Source organism: Staphylococcus lugdunensis (assembly GCF_002901705.1).
In the GTDB taxonomy this organism is placed as follows: domain Bacteria; phylum Bacillota; class Bacilli; order Staphylococcales; family Staphylococcaceae; genus Staphylococcus; species Staphylococcus lugdunensis.
On record NZ_PPPV01000012.1, the window covers coordinates 371,526 to 393,952 of the forward strand.

Consider the following 22,427-nt stretch of genomic DNA (forward strand, 5'->3'; position numbering starts at 1 on the left):
ACAATTCTGTCATATTATAAGATGTTATAATTATGTAGTGTATAAGGAGGCAAACAAGATGACTGAAGAATTCAACGAATCAATGATCAATGATATAAAAGAAGGTGACAAAATCACCGGTGAAGTTCAACAAGTTGAAGATAAACAAGTTGTAGTTCACATTAATGGTGGTAAATACAATGGTATCATTCCAATAAGTCAACTTTCTACACATCATATTGATAATCCAAATGAAGTAGTTAGCGTAGGTGACAGCATCGAAGCATATGTCACTAAAATTGAAGTTGATGAAGAAAATGAATCAGGTGCTTACATTCTATCTAAAAGACAACTTGAAACTGAAAAATCCTATGAATACTTACAAGAGAAACTTAATAACGATGAAGTAATTGAAGCAAAAGTTACTGAAGTAGTTAAAGGCGGTTTAGTGGTAGACGTAGGTCAACGAGGCTTTGTGCCCGCTTCACTTATTTCAACAGATTTTATCGAAGACTTCTCTGTGTTTGACGGTCAAACTATTAAAATTAAAGTCGAAGAATTAGAACCGGAAAAAAATAGAGTCATTTTAAGCCGTAAAGCTGTAGAACAAGCAGAAAATGAAGTTAAAAAAGCATCTTTACTTGATTCTCTTAATGCTGGAGACGTTATTAAAGGTAAAGTAGCACGTTTAACAAACTTTGGTGCCTTTATTGATATTGGTGGTGTAGATGGACTTGTACATGTATCAGAACTTTCACATGAACATGTAGATTCTCCTGAAGACGTTGTTAGTGTAGGACAAGAAGTAGAAGTGAAAGTCAAATCTGTAGAGAAAGATTCAGAACGTATTTCTCTGTCTATCAAAGACACACTTCCAACACCTTTCGAACGCATTAAAGGCCAATTCCATGAAGGTGATGTTATCGAAGGTACAGTTGTAAGATTAGCTGCTTTTGGTGCCTTTGTTGAAGTAGCACCAGGTGTTCAAGGATTAGTCCATATTTCAGAAATAGACCATAAACACATCGGTTCTCCAAGTGAAAAACTTGAACCTGGCCAACAAGTCAATGTCAAAATTCTTGGTGTTGACGAAGATAATGAACGTATTTCACTTTCAATTAAAGCAACTTTACCTAATGAAGATGTCATTGAAAGTGATGAGGCAACAACACAATCTTATATAGATAATGATAGCGATGATGACAATCCAACATTAGGAGATATGTTCGGAGACAAATTTAAAGATTTAAAATTCTAATTCGTTATTTTTATAATCCGTTTTTATTTAGTCCAGTTAAGGTATCTACTTTAATTGGGCTATTATTATTTTAAAAATGATGTGATGCTATAGCTCTAGAAATTAATGTTTATTTGATTTAAAGTACGCATATGATAAAATTATAGAGATTTAAGAAAGAGAGGAATTAACAAATGACTAAACCTGTAGTAGCAATTGTAGGTAAGCCAAATGTAGGCAAGTCTACAATTTTTAACAGAGTAGTCGGTGAACGTGTATCTATAGTAGAAGATACTCCTGGTGTCACACGTGACCGTATCTATTCTTCAGGCGAATGGTTAACTCATGAATTCAATATCATTGATACAGGTGGTATAGAAATCGGAGATGCGCCATTTCAAACTCAAATCAGAGCACAAGCGGAAATTGCAATTGACGAAGCTGATGTTATCATTTTTATGGTTAATGTACGTGAAGGTTTAACTCAAAGTGATGAAATGGTTGCTCAAATTTTATATAAATCTAAAAAACCAGTTGTTCTTGCAGTAAATAAAGTCGATAATCCAGAAATGAAAACTGATATTTATGACTTTTACGCTTTAGGTTTTGGCGAACCTTATCCAATTTCTGGTTCCCACGGCTTAGGCTTAGGTGATTTACTCGACGAAGTTGTTAAGCACTTCAATAAAGAAACTGAGGATCCATATGATGAAGATACAATTAGACTTTCAATTATCGGACGTCCAAATGTTGGAAAATCAAGTTTAGTGAATGCCATTCTTGGAGAAGAACGCGTTATTGTTTCTAATGTAGCGGGTACAACTCGAGATGCAATCGATACTGAGTATACTTATGATAACCAAGATTATGTCTTAATAGATACAGCAGGTATGCGCAAAAAAGGGAAGGTTTACGAGTCTACCGAAAAATATTCAGTTTTACGTGCATTAAAAGCAATTGAACGGTCTAATGTCGTTCTTATTGTTATTGATGCTGAAGAAGGTATTATCGAGCAAGACAAACGCGTTGCAGGTTATGCACATGAAGAAGGAAAAGCGGTCGTAATTGTTGTCAATAAATGGGACACTGTCGAAAAAGATAGTAAAACAATGAAAAAATTTACAGATGATATTCGTAAAAACTTTCAATTTTTAGATTATGCACAAATTGCATTTGTTTCAGCCAAAGAGCGACAAAGATTACGTACACTGTTCCCTTATATCAATGAAGCAAGCGAAAATCATAAAAAACGTGTTCAAAGCTCTACACTAAATGAAGTAGTTACAGATGCGATTTCAATGAATCCAACACCTACAGATAAAGGTCGCCGTTTAAATGTTTTCTATGCTACTCAAGTAGCAATTGAACCACCAACCTTCGTTATATTTGTTAACGATGTTGAATTGATGCATTTTTCTTATAAACGCTATTTAGAAAACCAAATTCGTGATGCTTTTGGTTTTGAAGGCACGCCGATTCATATTATTCCAAGAAAACGAAATTAAAGAAAGTGAGGATCATTATGACAAAGATATCTATTTTTGGTATGGGAAGTTTTGGAACCGCATTAGCAAATGTACTAGCTGAAAACGGCCATGATGTATTAATGTGGGGGAAAAATGAACAAAATGTAAATAATCTAAATGAACATCATATGAATCCACAATATCTTAAAGAAGCTAAACTTTGTGATAGCATTAAAGCTACAACTGATATTAATCAAGCTATACAATTTTCAGACGTTTTTCTGATGGCTTTACCAACAAAAGCGATGCGAGAAGTAGCAGGTGAAATTGATCAGCACTTATCTTCTAAAAAAACATTTATTCATGTCGCAAAAGGAATTGAAAATGGCACATTCAAACGTGTATCAGAAATGTTGGAAGATACAATTGCTCCAGAACATAATGCAGGTATAGGTGTCTTATCAGGGCCAAGTCATGCAGAAGAAGTCGTGATTAAACAACCAACTACAGTAGCTGCATCTTCAAAAGATGAAGCAGTTAGTCAACTCATTCAAGACTTATTTATGAATGATTATTTACGCGTTTATACAAACAACGATTTAATTGGTGTTGAATTAGGTGGCGCATTAAAAAATATTATTGCAGTAGCAAGTGGAATTGTAGCAGGACTTAACTTTGGCGATAATGCTAAAGCAGCATTAATGACTCGCGGTTTAGCAGAAATTAGTCGTTTAGGGGAAAAGTTAGGTGCTGATCCTATGACGTTTTTAGGGTTGGGTGGAATAGGTGATTTAATCGTAACATGTACATCAACACATTCTCGTAACTTTACTCTAGGATACAAATTAGGTCAAGGTAAAACGATGGACGAAGCATTAAATGAAATGAATATGGTTGTAGAAGGTATATACACTACAGAATCTGTTTACCATTTAGCTAAATCGCTCCACGTTGATATGCCTATTACCAATGCTTTATATGAAGTATTATTTGAAAACGAACCTGTTAAAGATGGCGTAAAAAAATTAATGGGAAGAGATAAAAAATCGGAATAATGTGTATTTTTATACTATAAATGCATATTAACTTAAAAACTTATCAATAAATCGCTCTATTTCAAGGTTTATCGCACATAAATCATTGCGGTTATTAGTCTCATTGTGTTAAAGTCATACCATAATGGTATTAAGTTATCATTATCATTTATCAGGAGGTGAATCTGATATGAACAAAACAGATTTAATTAATGCAGTTGCAGAACAAGCTGACTTAACTAAAAAACAAGCTGGTTCAGCTGTAGATGCTGTTTTCGAATCAATCCAAACTTCTTTATCTAAAGGTGAAAAAGTTCAATTAATTGGTTTCGGAAACTTTGAGGTACGTGAACGTGCTGCACGTAAAGGACGTAACCCTCAAACTGGCAAAGAAATCGAAATACCTGCAAGTAAAGTACCAGCATTTAAAGCTGGTAAAGCATTAAAAGATGCTGTTAAATAGTTTACTTATTAAAGCCCTTTTAAAAGGGCTTTTTTATTTATAGTTAAAAATGCATAAATAACATAAGTTTCGTTACAATTAAACTTTAAAATCTAATTGTACTCCGTCTCTACTGTATTCAAATATCACAGGTTGATCAAAATAAGAAAATTTTAATATTTATTAACAACATGCTCATGCGTTTTAACTTTGACATCAGATAGAAGTTCTATCTTTATTTAATTTTCAAGCAGATAATGTTAAGATGTATATTGATAATATCGTGAGGTGTGAAAATGGAAACGACTATAAGTAAACTAAATAAACAAATTGATGTTAGGTTAAAGGGTATATCAGACTATGAGCCAATCCATATTAACCAAAAGCTTGGTAGTTTATTAGATAAATACGATATCCCTGAACAAGCGAAACTTGCATGCCTCACAATTGATACATCAATGAGACATCTAGATGGTATAACAGATAATAACTTATCAAAACATTCTATACTTATTGGTGACTTACTAAGTGCCCATTTTTATACATTGTTAGCTGATTTAAATGAACCAGCTTTTCAATTATCAATGAGTAAGGCAATTATAACAGTAAATGAAATCAAGTCTTCTTTGCATCAGCAAACACTTTCCGAAGAAGAAGTCACAGATGCTATCATAAAGATAGAAGCGATATTTCCCCAAATCACGATATCTTATTTTAGTGAAGAAATTGACATAGCAAATATCTATAAGTATCTTTTTGAAGATATTGAAACATATTATCCATCATATTTAAAAATGTATAGCAAAGAAAAAGCAAAAATTGATATTCAAAAAATTAATCAAAGTTTTATAGAAAAAAAGTAGAGGTAAATCATAATGGCTGACAATAATGCAAAAAAAGAACAAGTACATACCGTTTTTCAAAATATTTCGCAAAAATATGATCGCTTAAACAATATTATTAGCTTTGAACAACATAAAGTTTGGCGTAAACATGTAATGAAAGAAATGCGTGTTAAAAAAAACAGCGTTGCATTGGACGTATGCTGTGGAACGGCAGATTGGACAATTGCATTAAGCAAAGCAGTCGGCCCTAACGGTGAGGTTACTGGACTTGATTTTAGTGAAAATATGTTAAAAGTTGGAAAAGAAAAAACTTCCGCTATGGATAATGTTCATCTTGTTCATGGTGATGCTATGCATTTGCCTTTTGAAGATGACTCTTTTGACTATGTAACAATAGGTTTTGGTTTACGTAATGTACCAGATTATTTAGGCGCTCTGAAAGAAATGCATCGCGTACTAAAACCAGGCGGTATGGTTGTGTGCCTAGAAACTAGTCAACCTACAATGCCTGTTTTCAAACAAGTTTACAAATTATATTTTAGATTCGTTATGCCTATTTTTGGCAAACTCTTTGCAAAATCTAAAGAAGAATACGAATGGCTACAACAATCAACATTTAATTTTCCAGATAAAGAAAAGTTAAAACGACTATTTAGTCAAGCTGGTTTTAGTAACATTAAAGTACGTAGCTTTACAGGTGGCGTTGCTGCAATGCACCTTGGCTATAAAGAAAAAAGTTCTACCAAAGGTGATTAACGTGGCAAAGTTAAACATAAATAATGAAATTAAAAAAGTAAATAATCTTCTTGAACAAATAATCAAAAGTAATGATACTGTGCTTGAAGAAGCATCTCTTCATTTATTGTCATCTGGAGGCAAAAGAGTGAGACCAGCATTTGTCATACTGAGTAGTCAATTTGGTAAATCAAAACAGTCAGAAGATACATATAAAGTAGCTGTAGCATTAGAACTCATCCATATGGCAACACTTGTGCATGACGATGTAATTGACAAAAGTGATAAACGCAGAGGTCGATTAACAATTTCTAAAAAGTGGGACCAAACTACCGCTATTTTAACTGGCAATTTTTTATTAGCGCTAGGCTTAGAACAATTATCAGAAGTTAATCACCCGCGAATTCATACCATTATTTCTACATCTATAGTGGATGTTTGTCGTGGAGAACTATTTCAATTCCAAGATCAATTCAACAGTAACCAAACAATATCTAATTATTTAAGACGTATTAATCGTAAAACTGCGCTATTGATTCAATTGGCTACAGAGGTAGGCGCTTTAACATCTAATGCCTCTCAACAAACCGTTTATAAATTAAAAATGATTGGCCATTACATAGGTATGAGTTTCCAAATTATAGATGATATTCTTGATTTTACAAGTTCTGAAAATAAATTAGGGAAACCCGTTGGCAGTGATCTAATGAACGGACATATTACATTACCTGTATTACTTGAAATGCGACGTAACAGTCAATTCAAGAAAAAAATAACAGATTTAACATCCGAAAGCCCTAAAGAGCATTTCGAAATATGTATCCAAAATATACGAAATTCTGAGAGTATTCATGAAGCTAAAGAAGTAAGCGATCATTATTTAAATAAAGCATTAAAACTTATAGATAGTTTAAACGAGCCACATGCTCAAAATTTATTCCGAAAATTAATTAAAAAAATGGGTTCCCGAGAAATATAAGCACAAATTAATATATTGAAAGCGCTTTAAACACCTGTTACTATTAAGTTAGTAGCAGGTTTCTTACATGCTACACACACATATACATAAAAATAGTGTAAAGGATAATCATTTTTGGAACATGAAAACAGGGGGATACACAGTGGAACGAACATTTTTAATGCTAAAACCAGATGCTGTACAGCGTAATTTAATAGGAAATATTATTTCTAGAATTGAAAATAAAGGTTTAAAGCTTGTAGGCGCAAAGTTGATGACTGTACCAACTTCATTAGCCGAAGCACATTATGCCGAACATAAAGGTAAACCTTTTTACGATGGATTGATTTCATTTATCACTTCAGCTCCTGTATTTGCAATGGTAGTTGAAGGAGAGAATGCCGTTAATGTGTCTCGTCATATTATTGGTCAAACTAATCCAGCAGAAGCAGCACCAGGTTCAATTAGAGGTGATTTAGGTTTAACTGTTGGGAGAAATGTTATTCATGGTTCTGATTCATTAGCTTCGGCTGAAAGAGAAATTCATTTATGGTTTGATGAAAATGAAATCAGTAACTATTCAGCACCTAGGGATAAGTGGTTATACGAATAATTTCATAAGTTCATTTTATCCAATCTTAAGAGGTATGACAGCTATATCTCTAGCAATCTAGGGCATAATTCCTAGAAAAATAGCATTCAGATGAATTCAATTCATCTGAATGCTTCTTTTTTATTCAATACGTCTCATTGATATGTAATTTTATATCAACATACTTAGAAAAGGCAATTTCAATACTATTTCAATAGAAATTTTCCTTTTTTTACTTGTCTAAGAACTTTATGTCCCAGACAGTTAATTAAAGAAGATTGTTCTATAGTCATATCTATTCCTAATAGCTTGATTTAAAATAGTTACTCCCTTAATTTTTATTATTTTACTTTTCCATATATGGTAACATAAGAACATATGAGAATTATTAACATATGGGAAGGAGCTAATCATCATGAGATATTTAACATCCGGTGAATCACATGGTCCACAACTTACTGTTATTATTGAAGGTGTTCCTGCAAATTTAGCGATTAACGCAGAAGATATTAATAAGGAAATGTTTAAACGTCAAGGCGGTTATGGAAGAGGACGTAGAATGCAAATAGAAAAAGATGCCGTACAAATTGTTTCTGGCGTTAGAAATGGCTATACATTGGGAAGTCCAATTACTATTGTCGTAACAAATGATGATTTCACTCATTGGCGCAATATCATGGGTGTAGAACCAATCACAGCAAAAGAACAACAAGAAATGAAGCGAACCATTACTAAACCGAGACCAGGTCATGCCGATTTAATTGGTGGTATGAAATATAATCATAGAGATTTGAGAAATGTCTTAGAGCGTTCTTCTGCAAGAGAAACAGCTGCACGCGTAGCTGTAGGTGCAGTATGTAAACTATTATTGGCACAGCTTGGTATAAATATGTATAGTCGTGTTGTAGAGATTGGTGGTATTAAAGACAAAGCTTTATACGATCCAAACATTTTCAAATCAAATATTGATAAAAATGATGTACGTGTGGTTGATGACAAGATTGCTCAAGCAATGCGCGATAAAATAGATGAAGCTAAACGAGAAGGGGACTCAATTGGCGGTGTTGTTCAAGTGATGGTTGAACATATGCCAGTTGGTGTTGGTAGTTATGTACAATACGATAGAAAATTAGATGGTCGTATTGCTCAAGGTGTTGTTAGTATTAATGCCTTTAAAGGTGTGAGTTTCGGTGAAGGATTTAAAGCTGCTGAAAAACCTGGAAGTGCGATTCAAGATGAAATTCATTATGATAAAAATAAAGGATATTATAGAGCTACAAATCATCTAGGTGGCTTTGAAGGTGGAATGACAAACGGTATGCCACTAATTATTAATGGTGTGATGAAACCTATTCCAACATTATATAAACCTTTAAATTCTGTAGATATCAATACGAAAGAGGACTTTAAAGCAACCATTGAACGTTCAGACAGTTGTGCTGTACCTGCCGCAAGTGTAGTTTGTGAACATGTCGTTGCCTTTGAAATAGCGAAAGCAATACTTGAAGAATTTCAATCTAACCACATGGAGCAACTTGTGTCACAAATCGAAGAACGTCGTCAATTAAATATTGAATTTTAGACAAGTTTAATCAATAAATAGAAGGTGTATTCAATGGAATTAACAACAACTTATGACACAAATAATTATCCCATTATTGTAGAACACGGTGCATTTCAATATCTATCAAGCGTCACAGATGACTATGATAAAATTTTCGTTATAGTTGATGAATATGTAGATTTTAACTTCAAAGCCAAAATTAATGATTATGTAACTGCGCAACATGCAATCAAAATTACCATTCCAGCAGGAGAACGTACCAAATCATTTGACCATTATCATCAAGTCATTGAACAAATACTTAGTTATCAACCAACGCGTGAAACATGTTTAGTTGCGATTGGTGGTGGTGCTACAGGAGATTTTACAGGATTTTTGGCAGCAACCTTATTAAGAGGAGTCCATTTTATTCAAGTGCCAACAACCATATTGGCTCATGATTCAAGCGTTGGTGGTAAAGTAGGCATTAATTCTCAACATGGTAAGAATTTAATTGGAGCATTCCATCGTCCTAATGCTGTCGTCTATGACTTGGATTTTCTTCAAACATTGCCATATGAAGAAGTATTAAGTGGTTATACCGAAGTATATAAACATGCATTATTATCCAATACGTATGACTTTCAATCTATAGAAAACGCCTTTCCAAACCAATCAAAATTACAATCTTTAAAAGATATTGAGCATTTTATTTTTAAAGGCATTCAAACTAAACTTGAAATTATCACTGAGGATGAAAAAGAGCAAGGCAAACGAAAATTTTTAAACTTGGGTCATACTTTTGGTCACGCAATAGAATATCAATATAAAATCCCTCATGGTCACGCGATTATGTTCGGTATCATTTATCAATTTATAGTTGCTAATGAAATATTAAGATCAAACTTTAATATTAAACACTTTGTAGACTATGCAGAGAAATTACAATACCCAACGCAATTTATTTCAACAATGCAGTTTGATCAACTATATCATCTCATGTTAGGTGATAAGAAAAATAATGGTAAGGGTATTCAAATGGTATTACTTAAATCTATTGGACAACCGGTTGTTCAGCACGTAGATAAAGACATACTTCATAAGGCATTTAAAGATTTATTATCATATTATAAGTAGGTGATATAGCATGACACAAACCATTCATATTACAGGTCCACTCAAAGGTGAAATAACGGTTCCTGGTGATAAATCTATGACACATCGCGCTATTATGTTAGCTTCATTAGCATCTGGAAAAACAGCTATTTATCAACCGCTTTTAGGTGAAGATTGTTTGAGAACATTAAATATCTTCAAGTTACTTGGTGTAGATATTACCATTAAAGATGATAATGTTTATATCGATTCTCCTGGTTATAGGAACTTTAAGACACCTCATCAAGTACTATATACTGGTAATTCAGGTACAACAACAAGATTATTAGCAGGATTACTAAGTGGCGTTGGGATTCAAAGCGTTTTATCAGGTGATATTTCAATTGGAAAAAGACCTATGGATCGTATACTTAAACCCCTGCAATTAATGCAAGCTAATATTTCAAGTGTTGATAATAATTACACGCCACTCATTATTCAACCAGGAAATATTCATGGTATTCGATACGAGATGGAGGTTGCAAGTGCACAAGTTAAAAGTGCGATACTGCTTGCAAGTTTATTTGCCAATGATAGCACGACAGTTATAGAGAAAGAATTAAGTAGAAATCATACTGAAACAATGTTTAAACATTTTAATATTCCAATTACGATTGATGGTAAATCTATTACAGTACCAAAGAATGCTATTCAACATATTAAAGCACGTGATTTCACTGTACCTGGCGATATTTCATCAGCTGCTTTCTTTATTGTGGCAGCTTTAATTACACCTGGCAGTGATATTACAATTCATAACGTTGGCATTAATCCAACACGATCAGGTATTATAGATATCGCACTAAAAATGGGTGCGCACATTGAACTTTTAAATCAAACACAAGAGGCTGAACCTACTGCATCAATTCATGTTCAATATACACCAAATTTAAAACCAATTCATATTGATGGTGAGCTTGTGCCTAAATCGATTGATGAATTACCAATTATCGCGTTACTATGTACACAAGCAACAGGTACAAGCATTATTAAAGATGCTACAGAATTAAAAGTGAAAGAAACAAACCGTATTGATACAACTGCAGATATGCTAGGCTTATTAGGATTTGATATTCAACCCACTGCGGACGGCCTAATCATCCATCCATCATCATTGACGAGAGCTGCAGTAGTTGATAGCTTATCCGATCATCGTATTGGTATGATGTTAGCCATTGGATCATTACTTTCATCAGAACCACTTGAAATTAAACAGTTCGATGCTGTAAATGTTTCTTTTCCAGGTTTCTTATCAAAATTAAAGCAGTTAGAAAATGAGGGAGAATAACAAATGGAAGATATCTACAAATTGATAGACGATATCAATCTACAAAAAATAGACAATATAGATTCTCGTGTAAACGATGCATTAACATCTCCAAATGATGATGCTTTGTTTATCTTAGGCGAAACATTGTATAATTTTGGCCTCATGCCTCAAGGATTAGAAGTTTTTAGAACACTTTATCATAAATATCCCGATGAAAGTGAATTGCTGATTTATTTTATTGAGGGACTAATGGCTGAAAATCAAACAGATGAAGCGCTCGAATATTTAAGCCACGTTGAAACCTCAACAGAGAAATTAATGCTTGAAGCCGACCTTTATCAACAAATAAATATGTTAGAGGTCGCTATTGATAAATTAATAGAAGCTCGAGATCTCGAACCCAACGATCCAATTATACACTTTGCTTTGGCAGAAATATTGTATTATGACGGTCAGTATCTGCGCGCGACACATGAGTACCAAACAGTGTTAGACACTGGTGAATATGAAATTAATGGTATTAATTTATTTGCGCGTATGGCTGATTGTAGTTTACAAAGTGGTAATTATTCCGATGCCATCCGTTTATTTGATGAAATCAGCGATGAAGAAATGACATCCGATGATTATTTTAAAAAAGCAATTGCGTATGAGAAAAATGATTTGTCATTAGAAGCCATTAAAATCATGACTACTTTGTTAACCAAAGATCCAGACTTTTTACAAGGCTATTATTACCTTCAACAGTTATATGAACATGAAAAGAATTATGCTGATGCAATAGAAATTGGTAAAGAAGGTCTACGATTAAGTCAATTTTATAAAGAGTTAATGGTTTCAACTGGTAGTATTGAAATAGAACATGGAGACGCTAATGAAGGTGTCGCATTACTCAAACAAGCTCTAGAAGTGGATAATGCTTATCACGAGCCATTACTATTATTAGCTGATTTATTCCGTTCTGAAGAAGATTATGAAGCGTTGATTAACCTCTTGCAATACGTAGACGAAGAAGATTTAGATCCCGTATTTACATGGCACCTTGCTTTTGCTTTTGGCCAAGAAGAACGCGATAAAGAGGCTCAGCATTTCTTTGAATTAGCCTATCCAACCCTTAAGACGCAGAGTGCATTTTTAAGTGATTATTATTACTATTTATTAGAAATTGGTGACAAAAATCATGCGCAACAAATTTTAAATCAACTGTTAGAATTAGATCCTAGCAATGAAATTTGGCACGAAGAAACCGCTAGACTTGAAAATTGATAAGAGGGGGTAATATAGTGCAGATGGATTCACTTACACAAATGAAACAAAGCTATATAGAATATGCTTTGTTTCATTATCATTTTAAATCACGTATAAGTGTTTGGTTACTTAACTATATTAAAGCATCTGATAAAATGCTTAGCCAAATTCATTTTGTTGTAGAAAAGATTCCATCTCACCCAACACTTGAGCTTTCACTTGTTGGTGCTGATGATGAAGCAATTCAGTATAAATATCATCATAACCACCTTATTAATTCTAATGAGATTTTTAATGTCATTATTTCACAATCTACACCATTTGATATCTTAATACATTTTCCACTTCACGTCGGACCGGATGCGAAATTAGAACAGCTTATTTTAGCACAAATAGTACAATCTGAGCGATACCAATCCTATTTACCTTATATTCATACCTTATCTTCAAATAGTACGTTACAACATCAATTTTTAAGTCAGCTGTATGAAAATATTGATTTAAGTTTATTGATGCATGACACAGAACGTTTTACGCAATTAACACATGTTCTAAATACGATTAAAGCTCAACACATGACTAATAACAATCTAGAGGATTAAATTATGCGCATTCGTGAAATTTGGGAACTATCCTTATATTATAAACCGTTTCTTTTATTGCTTTTGTTTTGCAATGTTTTAGGTACGTTATATGGCTATTACTGGTATGCTGAACAATTATCTTCAACAACATGGTATTTTTTACCATTTGTACCTGATAGTCCAACCGCTTCGTTATTTTTATGTTTAACATTATATTGCTTCTTGAACAATAAACGTTGTAGTATTGTTGGTACTCTAGCTTTTTTAACATTGTTTAAATATGGTATTTGGGCTGTCAGCATGAACATTTTAATGTTTATTGAAATTCATGATATAACAATAAATGGTCTACTCCTGCTATTATCTCACGCCATAATGGCTATGGAAGCATGTTATATTTATCCACGACTACAACGTTCGTCTTTTGCAATAGCAGTTGGTTCATTATGGCTATTCATTAACGATGCGATAGACTATCTATTTGAGCAGTATCCTATATATGACTTTATCGCTATGCACCTTGTTCCAATTGCTGTATTTACAGTATGTTTAAGTTTCATGAGTATTCTGTTATATTATATATTTGGTTCCATATTAAAGTTTAAATTATTTGCTTAATGTGCGTGTTCTCAGTAAAATATTATCAAAGGGAGAGTGAGTTTAATGTCTTTAATGTCTTATATAATTTATATTGTCATCATTATGGCGATTCCTATGTGGGCACAACACAACGTAAAGTCAAATTATGAAAAATATTCACAAGTCAGATCTACAAGTGGTAAAACAGGACGTGAAGTCGCTGAAGAAATCCTGAATGCTAACGGTATTTATGATGTCGAAGTAGTACGAGGAGAAGGCTTTTTAACAGATCACTACGATCCAAAAAAGAAAGTCGTTTGTTTATCTCCAGCTAACTTTGATCGTCCATCTGTAGCTGGCACAGCAATTGCTGCGCACGAAGTTGGGCATGCAATTCAACATGCACAAGGTTATGCATTCTTACGCTTTAGAACAGCGTTAGTACCTTTTGCAAATATTGGTAGTTCACTAAGTTATATGCTTGTCTTATTAGGTATTGTATTAACAACACTTGGTAGTGCTTTTGGCTCAACAGCGTTATGGGTTGGTGCAGGATTAATGTCACTAGCCGTATTGTTTTCAATCGTTACTTTACCAGTAGAGTTTGATGCCAGCTCACGTGCTATGAAACAAATACAAAGCTTAAATATTGTAAATGAAAAAGAATATAAACATGCTAAAAAAGTTTTATCAGCCGCTGCGATGACATATGTGGCAGCTACTGCAACAGCTGTTGCTGAACTTGTAAGACTTATCCTTATTGCGCGTTCTAGTGATTAACAAGTAAATATAGCATTTAATGCTACAATTTTGAGATATTCGTATAGCCATATTCTTTAACAAGGTGCACAAGTTGTACCTTGTTTTTTATTTGTCATTGCACGACGAATGCATGTTCAGAAATTTTGATATATACTATATAAGACATAATTATTAAAGGAGAATGACAATGACTAAATCTATGAAAGAGATGCAAAAAGAAGTCGATGCATACATCAGTCAATTTAAAGCGGGATACTTTTCTCCTTTAGCCAACTTAGCACGCTTAACAGAAGAAGTTGGCGAATTAGCTAGAGAAATTAATCATTATTATGGTGAGAAACAAAAGAAAGATTCAGAAGAAGATAACACCGTAAAAGCCGAACTAGGGGACAATTTATTTGTACTTCTTTGCATCGCTAACTCTTTAAACATTGATATGACTGACAGCTTTAATGAAACGATGAAAAAGTTTAATACACGTGATAAAAACCGTTTTGAGCGCAAGTCTTGATGTAATAGGAAGGGAGTTATGGCTAAATGAAAATTGGGATTACATGCTACCCATCAATGGGTGGCTCGGGAATTATTGCTACAGAACTCGGCATTAAGATGGCAGAACGTGGTCATGAAGTTCATTTTATTACTTCAAATCTACCATTTAGAATTAGAAAGCCTTTGCCAAACGTCACTTTTCATCAAGTTGAAGTTAATCAATACGCCGTATTTCAATATCCGCCTTATGATATCACTTTAAGTACAAAAATTGCGGAAGTTATTAAAGAGTATGATTTAGATATATTACACATGCATTACGCAGTTCCACATGCTGTTTGCGGCATACTTGCTCGCCAAATGTCTGGTAAAGATATAAAAATCATGACAACACTTCATGGCACAGATATCACAGTACTTGGTTATGACCACACATTAAAAGATGCTATAAAATTCGGAATCGAAGAAAGTGACATAGTGACAAGCGTCAGTCAGTCATTAGCTAAACAAACTAAAGATATTATTGAGACTGATAAAGATATCATTCCTATTTATAACTTTGTGCGTGAGGATGAATTTCCGACAAAACATGATGAGTCTCTAAAGAACATGTATGGTATTCTTCCTGAGGAGAGCGTACTTATTCATGTATCTAATTTTAGACGTGTTAAACGCATAGATACTATAATTGAGACTTTTGCAAAAGTACATCAATCCATACCAAGTAAGTTATTATTGTTGGGTGATGGCCCTGAACTCTGTGATATGCGTCAAAAAGCACGTGACCTTAATGTAGAAGATCATGTGTTATTTTTAGGAAAGCAAGATTGTGTGAGTGAATTTTATCAACTTGCAGATATTGTCTTACTTTTAAGTGAAAAGGAAAGTTTTGGGTTAAGCTTGTTGGAAGCGATGAAGACAGGCGTCGTACCGATTGGCTCAAACGCAGGAGGCATTAAAGAAGTTATCAAGCATGGAGAAACAGGTTATATCGTTGACGTTGGTGATAGTGCACAGGCTAGTGAATATGTGCTAGAACTATTAAATAATCCACAATTATATCAGACGATACAACACAATATGCTAAAGGATATTAAAGAACGTTTTGGCTCAGAACTTATTACTGACCAATATGAATATTATTACAATAAAATGTTACAGTAAAAGAGGTATCAGATGTCATATAGATTATTTGAACAAGCAAAACCTTTACTAACAAAAATTCAGCAACACGGTTACGAGGCTTATTTTGTAGGTGGATCAGTGCGTGACTATATTATGGGACGAGATATACATGATATTGATATCACAACAAGCGCTACACCTGATGAAATTGAAACAATATTTCAGCATACAATTCCTATTGGCAAAGCACATGGCACAATCAATGTTGTTTATGGACAGCATAATTATGAAGTAACTACATTTCGAGCAGAAGAAGAATATACAGACCATCGTCGCCCTAGTGAGGTAACGTTTGTCAGAAATTTGTATCAAGATGTTGAACGTCGTGATTTTACCATGAATGCCATTGCAATGGACAAATCTTATCAAATCTACGATTACTTTGGTGGACAAGCTGATATTAAGCAACACATTATCCGAACGGTAGGAGAGCCTCATGAGCGATTTGAAGAAGATGCTCTGCGAATATTACGTGGTCTCCGTTTCGAGGCTCAATTAGGCTTTACAATTGATACAACAACATTTCTTGCCATGCAACAACGTGTGGCAGATACAGCTTACTTATCTATAGAACGTATTATCGTTGAATTAAAAAAATTAATACAAGGGCATTATGTGTCATCCAGTTACAAGCATATGATTCAGCTAGGGTTGTTTAACCATATCCCATTCTTTGAATCTATAGATATGAACAAATTTATAGTAACAGAGCCTATGTCTTTCGAACTATGGATTGCATCATTGTTGTTTGCAACAAATAGTCAATTTTCTCTTACTTCTCTCAAAATAAGTAACAACGAGAAACAAAAGATTAAACAATTGCTATCTTTGCTTCAACTTTTGAATAAGATAAAATCAAAACAAGATTTACGTCTATTAGTATATGACTATGGCAGTCATTCTTTATTAGAAATCTTAAACCATCGTCAAATGTTTCAAGATCAGCATATAAAAGTAGGTAATCCTGTTATCATTAATCCTGAAGTGATTCACGATATATCACAATCACTTATTATAAATCAGCGTCAAGATATCGCAATAAGTGGTTATGATTTAATTAACTTCTTCAATAAAAAACGTGGTCCTTGGATTAAAACGGTATTAAGAATGATTGAAGTAGCAATTGTCAACAACAATGTGCAAAATAATAAAAAACAGATATTGAAGTGGGTGAAAAAACATGTCGAAATATAGTCAAGATGTGATTAATATGCTATATCAACATCACAACACATACATTTCAGGACAGCATATTGCCAATCAATTAAACATCTCACGTGCAGCTGTAAAGAAAATTATTGACCAATTAAAAGTCGAAGGTTGCGACATCGTATCGATTAATCATAAAGGACATCAGTTGAAATCGTTACCTGATCAATGGTATTTAGGCATTATTAAACCTATTGTCAACAAACATCAGATATTTGATCAAATAGAAGTTTATCGCACAGCCGATTCGACACAAATAATTGCTAAACAAATGTTAGTCAATAATTCTAAATCTTATCTAATATTGAGTGATGAACAAACAAAAGGACGTGGTCGCTTCAACCGAAATTGGAGTTCCTCTAAAGGGAAAGGCTTGTGGATGTCAGTTGTTTTAAGACCTAATGTACCATTTGATATGATGCCTAAGTTCAACCTATTTATTGCTTTAGGTATTCGTGATGCTATTCAAGCATTTGCGAATGATGAGGTTAAAATAAAATGGCCAAATGATATTTATATCGGTGATAAAAAAGTTTGCGGCTTCTTAACTGAAATGGTTGCGAATTACGATGCTGTTGAAGCAATCATTTGTGGTATTGGCATTAATATGAATCATACTGAAGATGATTTTATAGAAGAAATTAAGTCCAGAGCAACAAGCATACGCCTCCATGCCACACATAAAATTAATCGCTATGCATTTTTTGATCAGCTTATCTCACAAATTGTTTATCGCTATCAACAGTTTCTTACACAGCCATTTAATACCATCCGTGATGAATATATCAAAGCATCTAACATTTGGCAGCGTCAAATAAAATTCACTGAAAATGGCACGCAATTTATGGGTGAAGCGGAAGATATAGATTATAACGGCTTTTTAATTGTCAGAGATAACCAAGGGAATATGCGCCGTTTAATGAGTGCAGATATTGAAATATAATCATGAGTTAAGGAGAGATAATCATGGGGCAAACAAGTTACGCCGTTGTTGACTTAGAAACGACCGGTAACCAGCTTGATTACGATGAAATTATTCAAATAGGTATCACATTCGTTCGTGGCCAAAAAATTGTAGGTACCTACCATTCAATGATTAACACTGATGTAGAAATCCCTCCATTTATACAAGCGCTCACTTCAATAGAAGAAGATATGTTAAAGCAAGCACCATATTTTCATGAAGTTGCAGAAGACGTCTATAAACAGCTTAAAGATTCTGTGTTTGTTGCGCACAACGTTTCTTTTGATTTAACTTTTATTAAAAAGGCATTTAAACGTAATCACATCCATTTTCAACCCAAAAAGGTGATTGATACTGTTGAATTATTTAAAATTGCTTTCCCTACAGATAAAAGTTATCAGCTGAGTGAATTGGCAGAGGCACACCATATTCCATTAGATAATGCGCACCGTGCTGATGAAGATGCAACAACAACTGCAAAATTAATGATTAAAGCATTTCAAAAGTTTGAAACATTACCGCTAGACACGTTAAAACAATTATATTATTTAAGCAAAAACTTAAAATATGACTTGTATCATATTTTGTTTGAAATGGTACGCCAATATAAAAACGCTTTGCCAGATAACAAATTCGACCGTTTTGAACAAATTATGTATAAAAAACAAATCGATTTAAAAGCGCCAAAAACAGACTTTAATGGCTCTTTAAAAGACTTATATTCAAAAGTAGTGGCGCAATTAAAGTTAACTTATAGGCCACAACAATTATACTTATCTGAAATTATTCTTGATCAATTAATGCATAGTGATAAAGCCATGATAGAAGCACCACTAGGAAGTGGCAAGTCCTTAGCTTATTTGCTCGCAGCCTTAATGTATAACATTGAAACGGATAAACATGTCATGATTTCAACGAATACAAAGCTTTTACAGCATCAACTACTTTATAAAGATATCCCTGAACTCAATCAAGCATTAGAATTTAAAATTAATGCCTTATTGATTAAAAGCAAAAGTGAATATATTTCATTAGGATTAATCAGCCAAATATTGAAAGATGAAAATATCAATTATGAAGTAAGTATCTTGAAGATGAAACTGCTCATCTGGCTAACTGAGACTGAAACTGGCGACATACAAGAGCTTAATTTAAAAGGCGGTCAAAAGATGTACTTTGACCAAAAAATTGAAACATATGTTCCAGAAAAAAACGATGTTCATTTTTATAATTATATTAAACGCAATGCACAAAACATTCAAATTGGTGTAACAAATCATGCACACCTCATTCATTCTGATCACGAAAATTCTATTTATGAATTATTTGACGATTGTATTATAGATGAAGCACACCGTCTTCCTGACTATGCTTTAAATCAAGTCACTAACGAATTGAACTATGCAGATATAAAATATCAACTTGGCTTAATCGGTAAAAATGAAAATGAAAAATTATTGAAAGCTATTGATCACTTAGAACAACAACGTATTCTAGAAAAATTAGACATCCCACCCATTGATGTTTTTGGCTTGAAATCTCATATAACTGATATTCATGAATTAAATGAACGCTTATTTACTACAATATTTGATATTATACACAGCAGTGAAACACACGATGATGACACTCATCGATACCATTATGTCTATGATTTTGATACACAATCCATTTTGAATGATTTACATCAAGTCATTACAAAAGTTAATAAAACCTTGGAATTCTTTAATGGTATGAGTCATAAAACTGTTAAATCATTTAGAAAACAACTCCTATATCTTAATGAACGCTACAAGGCAATTGAAAACAGTTTATTAGAACATCACACGACGTTTATTGCCATAAAAAATTTACAGCAAAAATCGACCATTCGTTTATTTATTAAAGATTATAATGTCAAAGACGTTTTAACCTCACAAATTTTAGATAAATTTAAATCTTTAACTTTTATATCTGGTACTTTAACATTTAACCATTCGTTTGATGCCTTTAAAAATTGGTTTACCGAAACTGTCTCATTTAATACATTTGAAGTTCAAAATCCAATGCCACAACTTAAAAATACAAATGTGTTTATACCTACTGATGTAGAACCTTATAACTATTTAAGCATTGAAGATTATGTTTCTTCAATCGTGCAATATTTAGAAGTTTATACACAAAAAACGCAATCAAAATGTCTCATTCTATTTACCAGCTATAAAATGATGCACATGGTACAAGAACTTATCAATGACTTACCATCATTTGAAGATTATATCGTCTTGACACAACAACAAAATCAAAATTATAAAATTGTGCAGCAATTCAATAGTTTTGATAAAGCAATACTTTTAGGCACATCAACATTTTTTGAAGGTTTTGATTTTCAATCAAATGGCATTAAATGTGTCATGATTGCTAAATTACCATTTATGAATAAATATAATACAAAATATTGGCTGATGGATTCAGAGTTCAAATCTACATTTAAAGAATATGTATTACCTGATGCAGTTACACGATTTAGACAAGGATTAGGACGTTTAATTCGTAACGAAGAAGATCAAGGTTTAATCATTTCATTTGATGACAGATTAATTCATAGTAACTATAAAAATTTCTTTTCTCAAGTACTTGTAGATTATCGTCAGAATAAAGGTGATATCCAGCAATTCAATAAATTACTCAATAAGATTAAATAAGCTTGAAACACTAGTAAAAATAAAATATGGACAACTAGAACTTACATAGTGCTTTTGTTAAAATGAAAGAGTATTAATAAACAGAAATACACAATAGGAGACGAGTTATGAAGACAACAATTAAGCAAGCAAAACAACATCTTAACCAAGAAGTAACAATTGGAGCTTGGTTAACAAACAAACGTTCAAGTGGTAAAATTGCATTTTTACAACTTCGAGATGGTACTGGTTTTATGCAAGGTGTCGTGGTTAAGTCTGCCGTAGATGAAGAGACTTTCCAACTTGCTAAAGATATTACACAAGAATCTTCACTTTATGTTACAGGTACAATATCTGAAGATAATCGTTCTGATATCGGCTATGAAATGCAAGTCACATCGATTCAAGTAATTCACGAAGCACATGATTACCCAATTACTCCCAAAAATCATGGCACAGAATTTCTAATGGACCACCGTCATTTATGGCTGCGTTCAAAAAAACAACATGCTGTTATGAAAATTAGAAATGAAATTATTAGAGCTACCTATGAATTTTTTGATACGCACGGCTATACTAAAATTAATCCACCTATTTTAACGGCAAGTGCACCTGAAGGCACAAGTGAGTTATTCCATACAAAATACTTTGATCAAGATGCGTTTTTATCTCAAAGTGGTCAATTATATCTTGAAGCTGCGGCTATGGCTCATAGAAATGTTTTTTCATTTGGTCCAACGTTCCGTGCTGAAAAGTCTAAAACACGTCGTCATTTAATTGAATTTTGGATGATTGAAGCAGAAATGGCTTTTACAACGCATGCTGAAAGTTTAGAGGTTCAAGAGCAATATGTTGCGCATGTGGTCAAATCCGTATTAGAAAATTGTACTTTAGAATTGAAATTATTAGATAGAGATACTTCAAAATTAGAAAAGGTAGCTACACCATTTCCTCGTATTACCTATGATGATGCGATTGATTATCTCAAAGAACAAGGATTTGATGATATCGAATGGGGCGATGATTTCGGTGCACCGCATGAGACAGCTATTGCTAATCATTATGACTTGCCAGTGTTTATCATAAATTATCCAACATCAATTAAACCATTTTATATGCAACCAAATCCAGACAATAACAATACTGTGCTTTGTGCCGATTTAATCGCGCCAGAAGGTTATGGTGAAATTATAGGTGGTTCAGAACGTATTAACAATTTAGAATTGCTTGAAGAACGCATCAAGCAATATCACTTAGATGAGGAAAGCTATAGTTACTACTTAGATTTGCGTCGCTATGGTAGCGTTCCACATAGTGGTTTTGGTTTAGGTTTAGAAAGAACAGTTGCGTGGATATCAGGTGTTGAACATGTTCGAGAAACATCACCATTCCCACGCTTACTAAATAGACTTTATCCATAACATTTACATGTTTATTAAGTAAGAAATGATAAGCTTATTGATTAGGCATAAACAATTTTAATGC

The 22,427-nt window shown here is 33.2% G+C and carries 21 protein-coding genes; all 21 read left to right on the forward strand.

Translation table 11 applies throughout. The features are described from left to right. Nucleotides 1–58: 58 nt before the first annotated feature. Complete coding sequence (gene rpsA / locus CD041_RS02565; protein WP_002459075.1) at nt 59–1,237, forward strand: 30S ribosomal protein S1; 1,179 nt, start codon at nt 59–61, stop codon at nt 1,235–1,237. Between the two features lie 173 nt (nt 1,238–1,410). Further along, nucleotides 1,411–2,721 carry a ribosome biogenesis GTPase Der gene (gene der / locus CD041_RS02570; RefSeq protein WP_002459076.1) on the forward strand — a complete coding sequence of 437 codons (1,311 nt, stop codon included), beginning with the start codon at nt 1,411–1,413 and terminating at the stop codon, nt 2,719–2,721. 17 nt (nt 2,722–2,738) lie between these two features. Further along, nucleotides 2,739–3,737 carry an NAD(P)H-dependent glycerol-3-phosphate dehydrogenase gene (locus CD041_RS02575; RefSeq protein WP_002492343.1) on the forward strand — a complete coding sequence of 333 codons (999 nt, stop codon included), beginning with the start codon at nt 2,739–2,741 and terminating at the stop codon, nt 3,735–3,737. Between the two features lie 169 nt (nt 3,738–3,906). Further along, nucleotides 3,907–4,179 carry a non-specific DNA-binding protein Hbs gene (gene hbs / locus CD041_RS02580; protein WP_002478172.1) on the forward strand — a complete coding sequence of 91 codons (273 nt, stop codon included), beginning with the start codon at nt 3,907–3,909 and terminating at the stop codon, nt 4,177–4,179. Nucleotides 4,180–4,454: 275 nt separating this feature from the next. After that, nucleotides 4,455–5,021, forward strand: a complete 567-nt coding sequence (locus tag CD041_RS02585; RefSeq protein ID WP_002478173.1) for a hypothetical protein — start codon at nt 4,455–4,457, stop codon at nt 5,019–5,021. 12 nt (nt 5,022–5,033) lie between these two features. Then, on the forward strand, nt 5,034–5,759 hold the full coding sequence (locus tag CD041_RS02590) for a demethylmenaquinone methyltransferase (protein WP_002478174.1): 726 nt from the start codon (nt 5,034–5,036) through the stop codon (nt 5,757–5,759). 1 nt (nt 5,760) lies between these two features. After that, nucleotides 5,761–6,717 (forward strand): polyprenyl synthetase family protein, encoded by a 957-nt coding sequence (locus CD041_RS02595; protein WP_070648520.1) that lies wholly within the window; start codon nt 5,761–5,763, stop codon nt 6,715–6,717. Between the two features lie 142 nt (nt 6,718–6,859). Continuing rightward, nucleotides 6,860–7,309, forward strand: a complete 450-nt coding sequence (gene ndk, locus CD041_RS02600) for a nucleoside-diphosphate kinase (protein WP_002492333.1) — start codon at nt 6,860–6,862, stop codon at nt 7,307–7,309. A gap of 394 nt (nt 7,310–7,703) precedes the next feature. Beyond that, a complete protein-coding gene (gene aroC, locus CD041_RS02605; RefSeq protein ID WP_002492340.1) occupies nt 7,704–8,870 on the forward strand; it encodes a chorismate synthase in 1,167 nt (388 codons plus the stop codon). 33 nt (nt 8,871–8,903) lie between these two features. Continuing rightward, nucleotides 8,904–9,968 carry a 3-dehydroquinate synthase gene (aroB, locus tag CD041_RS02610; RefSeq protein ID WP_070544829.1) on the forward strand — a complete coding sequence of 355 codons (1,065 nt, stop codon included), beginning with the start codon at nt 8,904–8,906 and terminating at the stop codon, nt 9,966–9,968. A 10-nt stretch (nt 9,969–9,978) separates the two neighbouring features. Continuing rightward, complete coding sequence (gene aroA / locus CD041_RS02615) at nt 9,979–11,274, forward strand: 3-phosphoshikimate 1-carboxyvinyltransferase (protein WP_002459085.1); 1,296 nt, start codon at nt 9,979–9,981, stop codon at nt 11,272–11,274. A gap of 3 nt (nt 11,275–11,277) precedes the next feature. Then, nucleotides 11,278–12,522: a tetratricopeptide repeat protein gene (locus CD041_RS02620; RefSeq protein ID WP_002478178.1), complete on the forward strand. Its 1,245-nt coding sequence runs from the start codon at nt 11,278–11,280 to the stop codon at nt 12,520–12,522. A 23-nt stretch (nt 12,523–12,545) separates the two neighbouring features. Next, the gene (locus CD041_RS02625) at nt 12,546–13,106 is read left to right on the forward strand and encodes a YpiB family protein (protein WP_207754588.1); all 561 of its coding nucleotides are present in this window, start codon (nt 12,546–12,548) and stop codon (nt 13,104–13,106) included. A gap of 3 nt (nt 13,107–13,109) precedes the next feature. After that, complete coding sequence (locus tag CD041_RS02630) at nt 13,110–13,706, forward strand: DUF1405 domain-containing protein (protein WP_070648524.1); 597 nt, start codon at nt 13,110–13,112, stop codon at nt 13,704–13,706. A 45-nt stretch (nt 13,707–13,751) separates the two neighbouring features. After that, entirely contained in the window at nt 13,752–14,447 is a 696-nt protein-coding gene (locus CD041_RS02635) for a zinc metallopeptidase (RefSeq protein ID WP_070648526.1), read from the forward strand. A 169-nt stretch (nt 14,448–14,616) separates the two neighbouring features. Continuing rightward, a complete protein-coding gene (locus tag CD041_RS02640) occupies nt 14,617–14,940 on the forward strand; it encodes a nucleotide pyrophosphohydrolase (RefSeq protein WP_002478181.1) in 324 nt (107 codons plus the stop codon). 26 nt (nt 14,941–14,966) lie between these two features. Beyond that, a complete protein-coding gene (bshA, locus tag CD041_RS02645) occupies nt 14,967–16,085 on the forward strand; it encodes an N-acetyl-alpha-D-glucosaminyl L-malate synthase BshA (RefSeq protein ID WP_002478182.1) in 1,119 nt (372 codons plus the stop codon). 12 nt (nt 16,086–16,097) lie between these two features. Then, on the forward strand, nt 16,098–17,300 hold the full coding sequence (locus CD041_RS02650) for a CCA tRNA nucleotidyltransferase (RefSeq protein WP_070648528.1): 1,203 nt from the start codon (nt 16,098–16,100) through the stop codon (nt 17,298–17,300). Next, nucleotides 17,287–18,258, forward strand: a complete 972-nt coding sequence (locus CD041_RS02655; RefSeq protein ID WP_002478183.1) for a biotin--[acetyl-CoA-carboxylase] ligase — start codon at nt 17,287–17,289, stop codon at nt 18,256–18,258. The genes CD041_RS02650 and CD041_RS02655 overlap by 14 nt, the downstream gene beginning before the upstream one ends. Before the next feature lie 23 nt (nt 18,259–18,281). Next, complete coding sequence (locus tag CD041_RS02660) at nt 18,282–20,963, forward strand: helicase C-terminal domain-containing protein (RefSeq protein WP_070648530.1); 2,682 nt, start codon at nt 18,282–18,284, stop codon at nt 20,961–20,963. Between the two features lie 107 nt (nt 20,964–21,070). Next, entirely contained in the window at nt 21,071–22,363 is a 1,293-nt protein-coding gene (gene asnS / locus CD041_RS02665; protein WP_070648532.1) for an asparagine--tRNA ligase, read from the forward strand. The last annotated feature ends 64 nt before the right edge of the window (nt 22,364–22,427 follow it).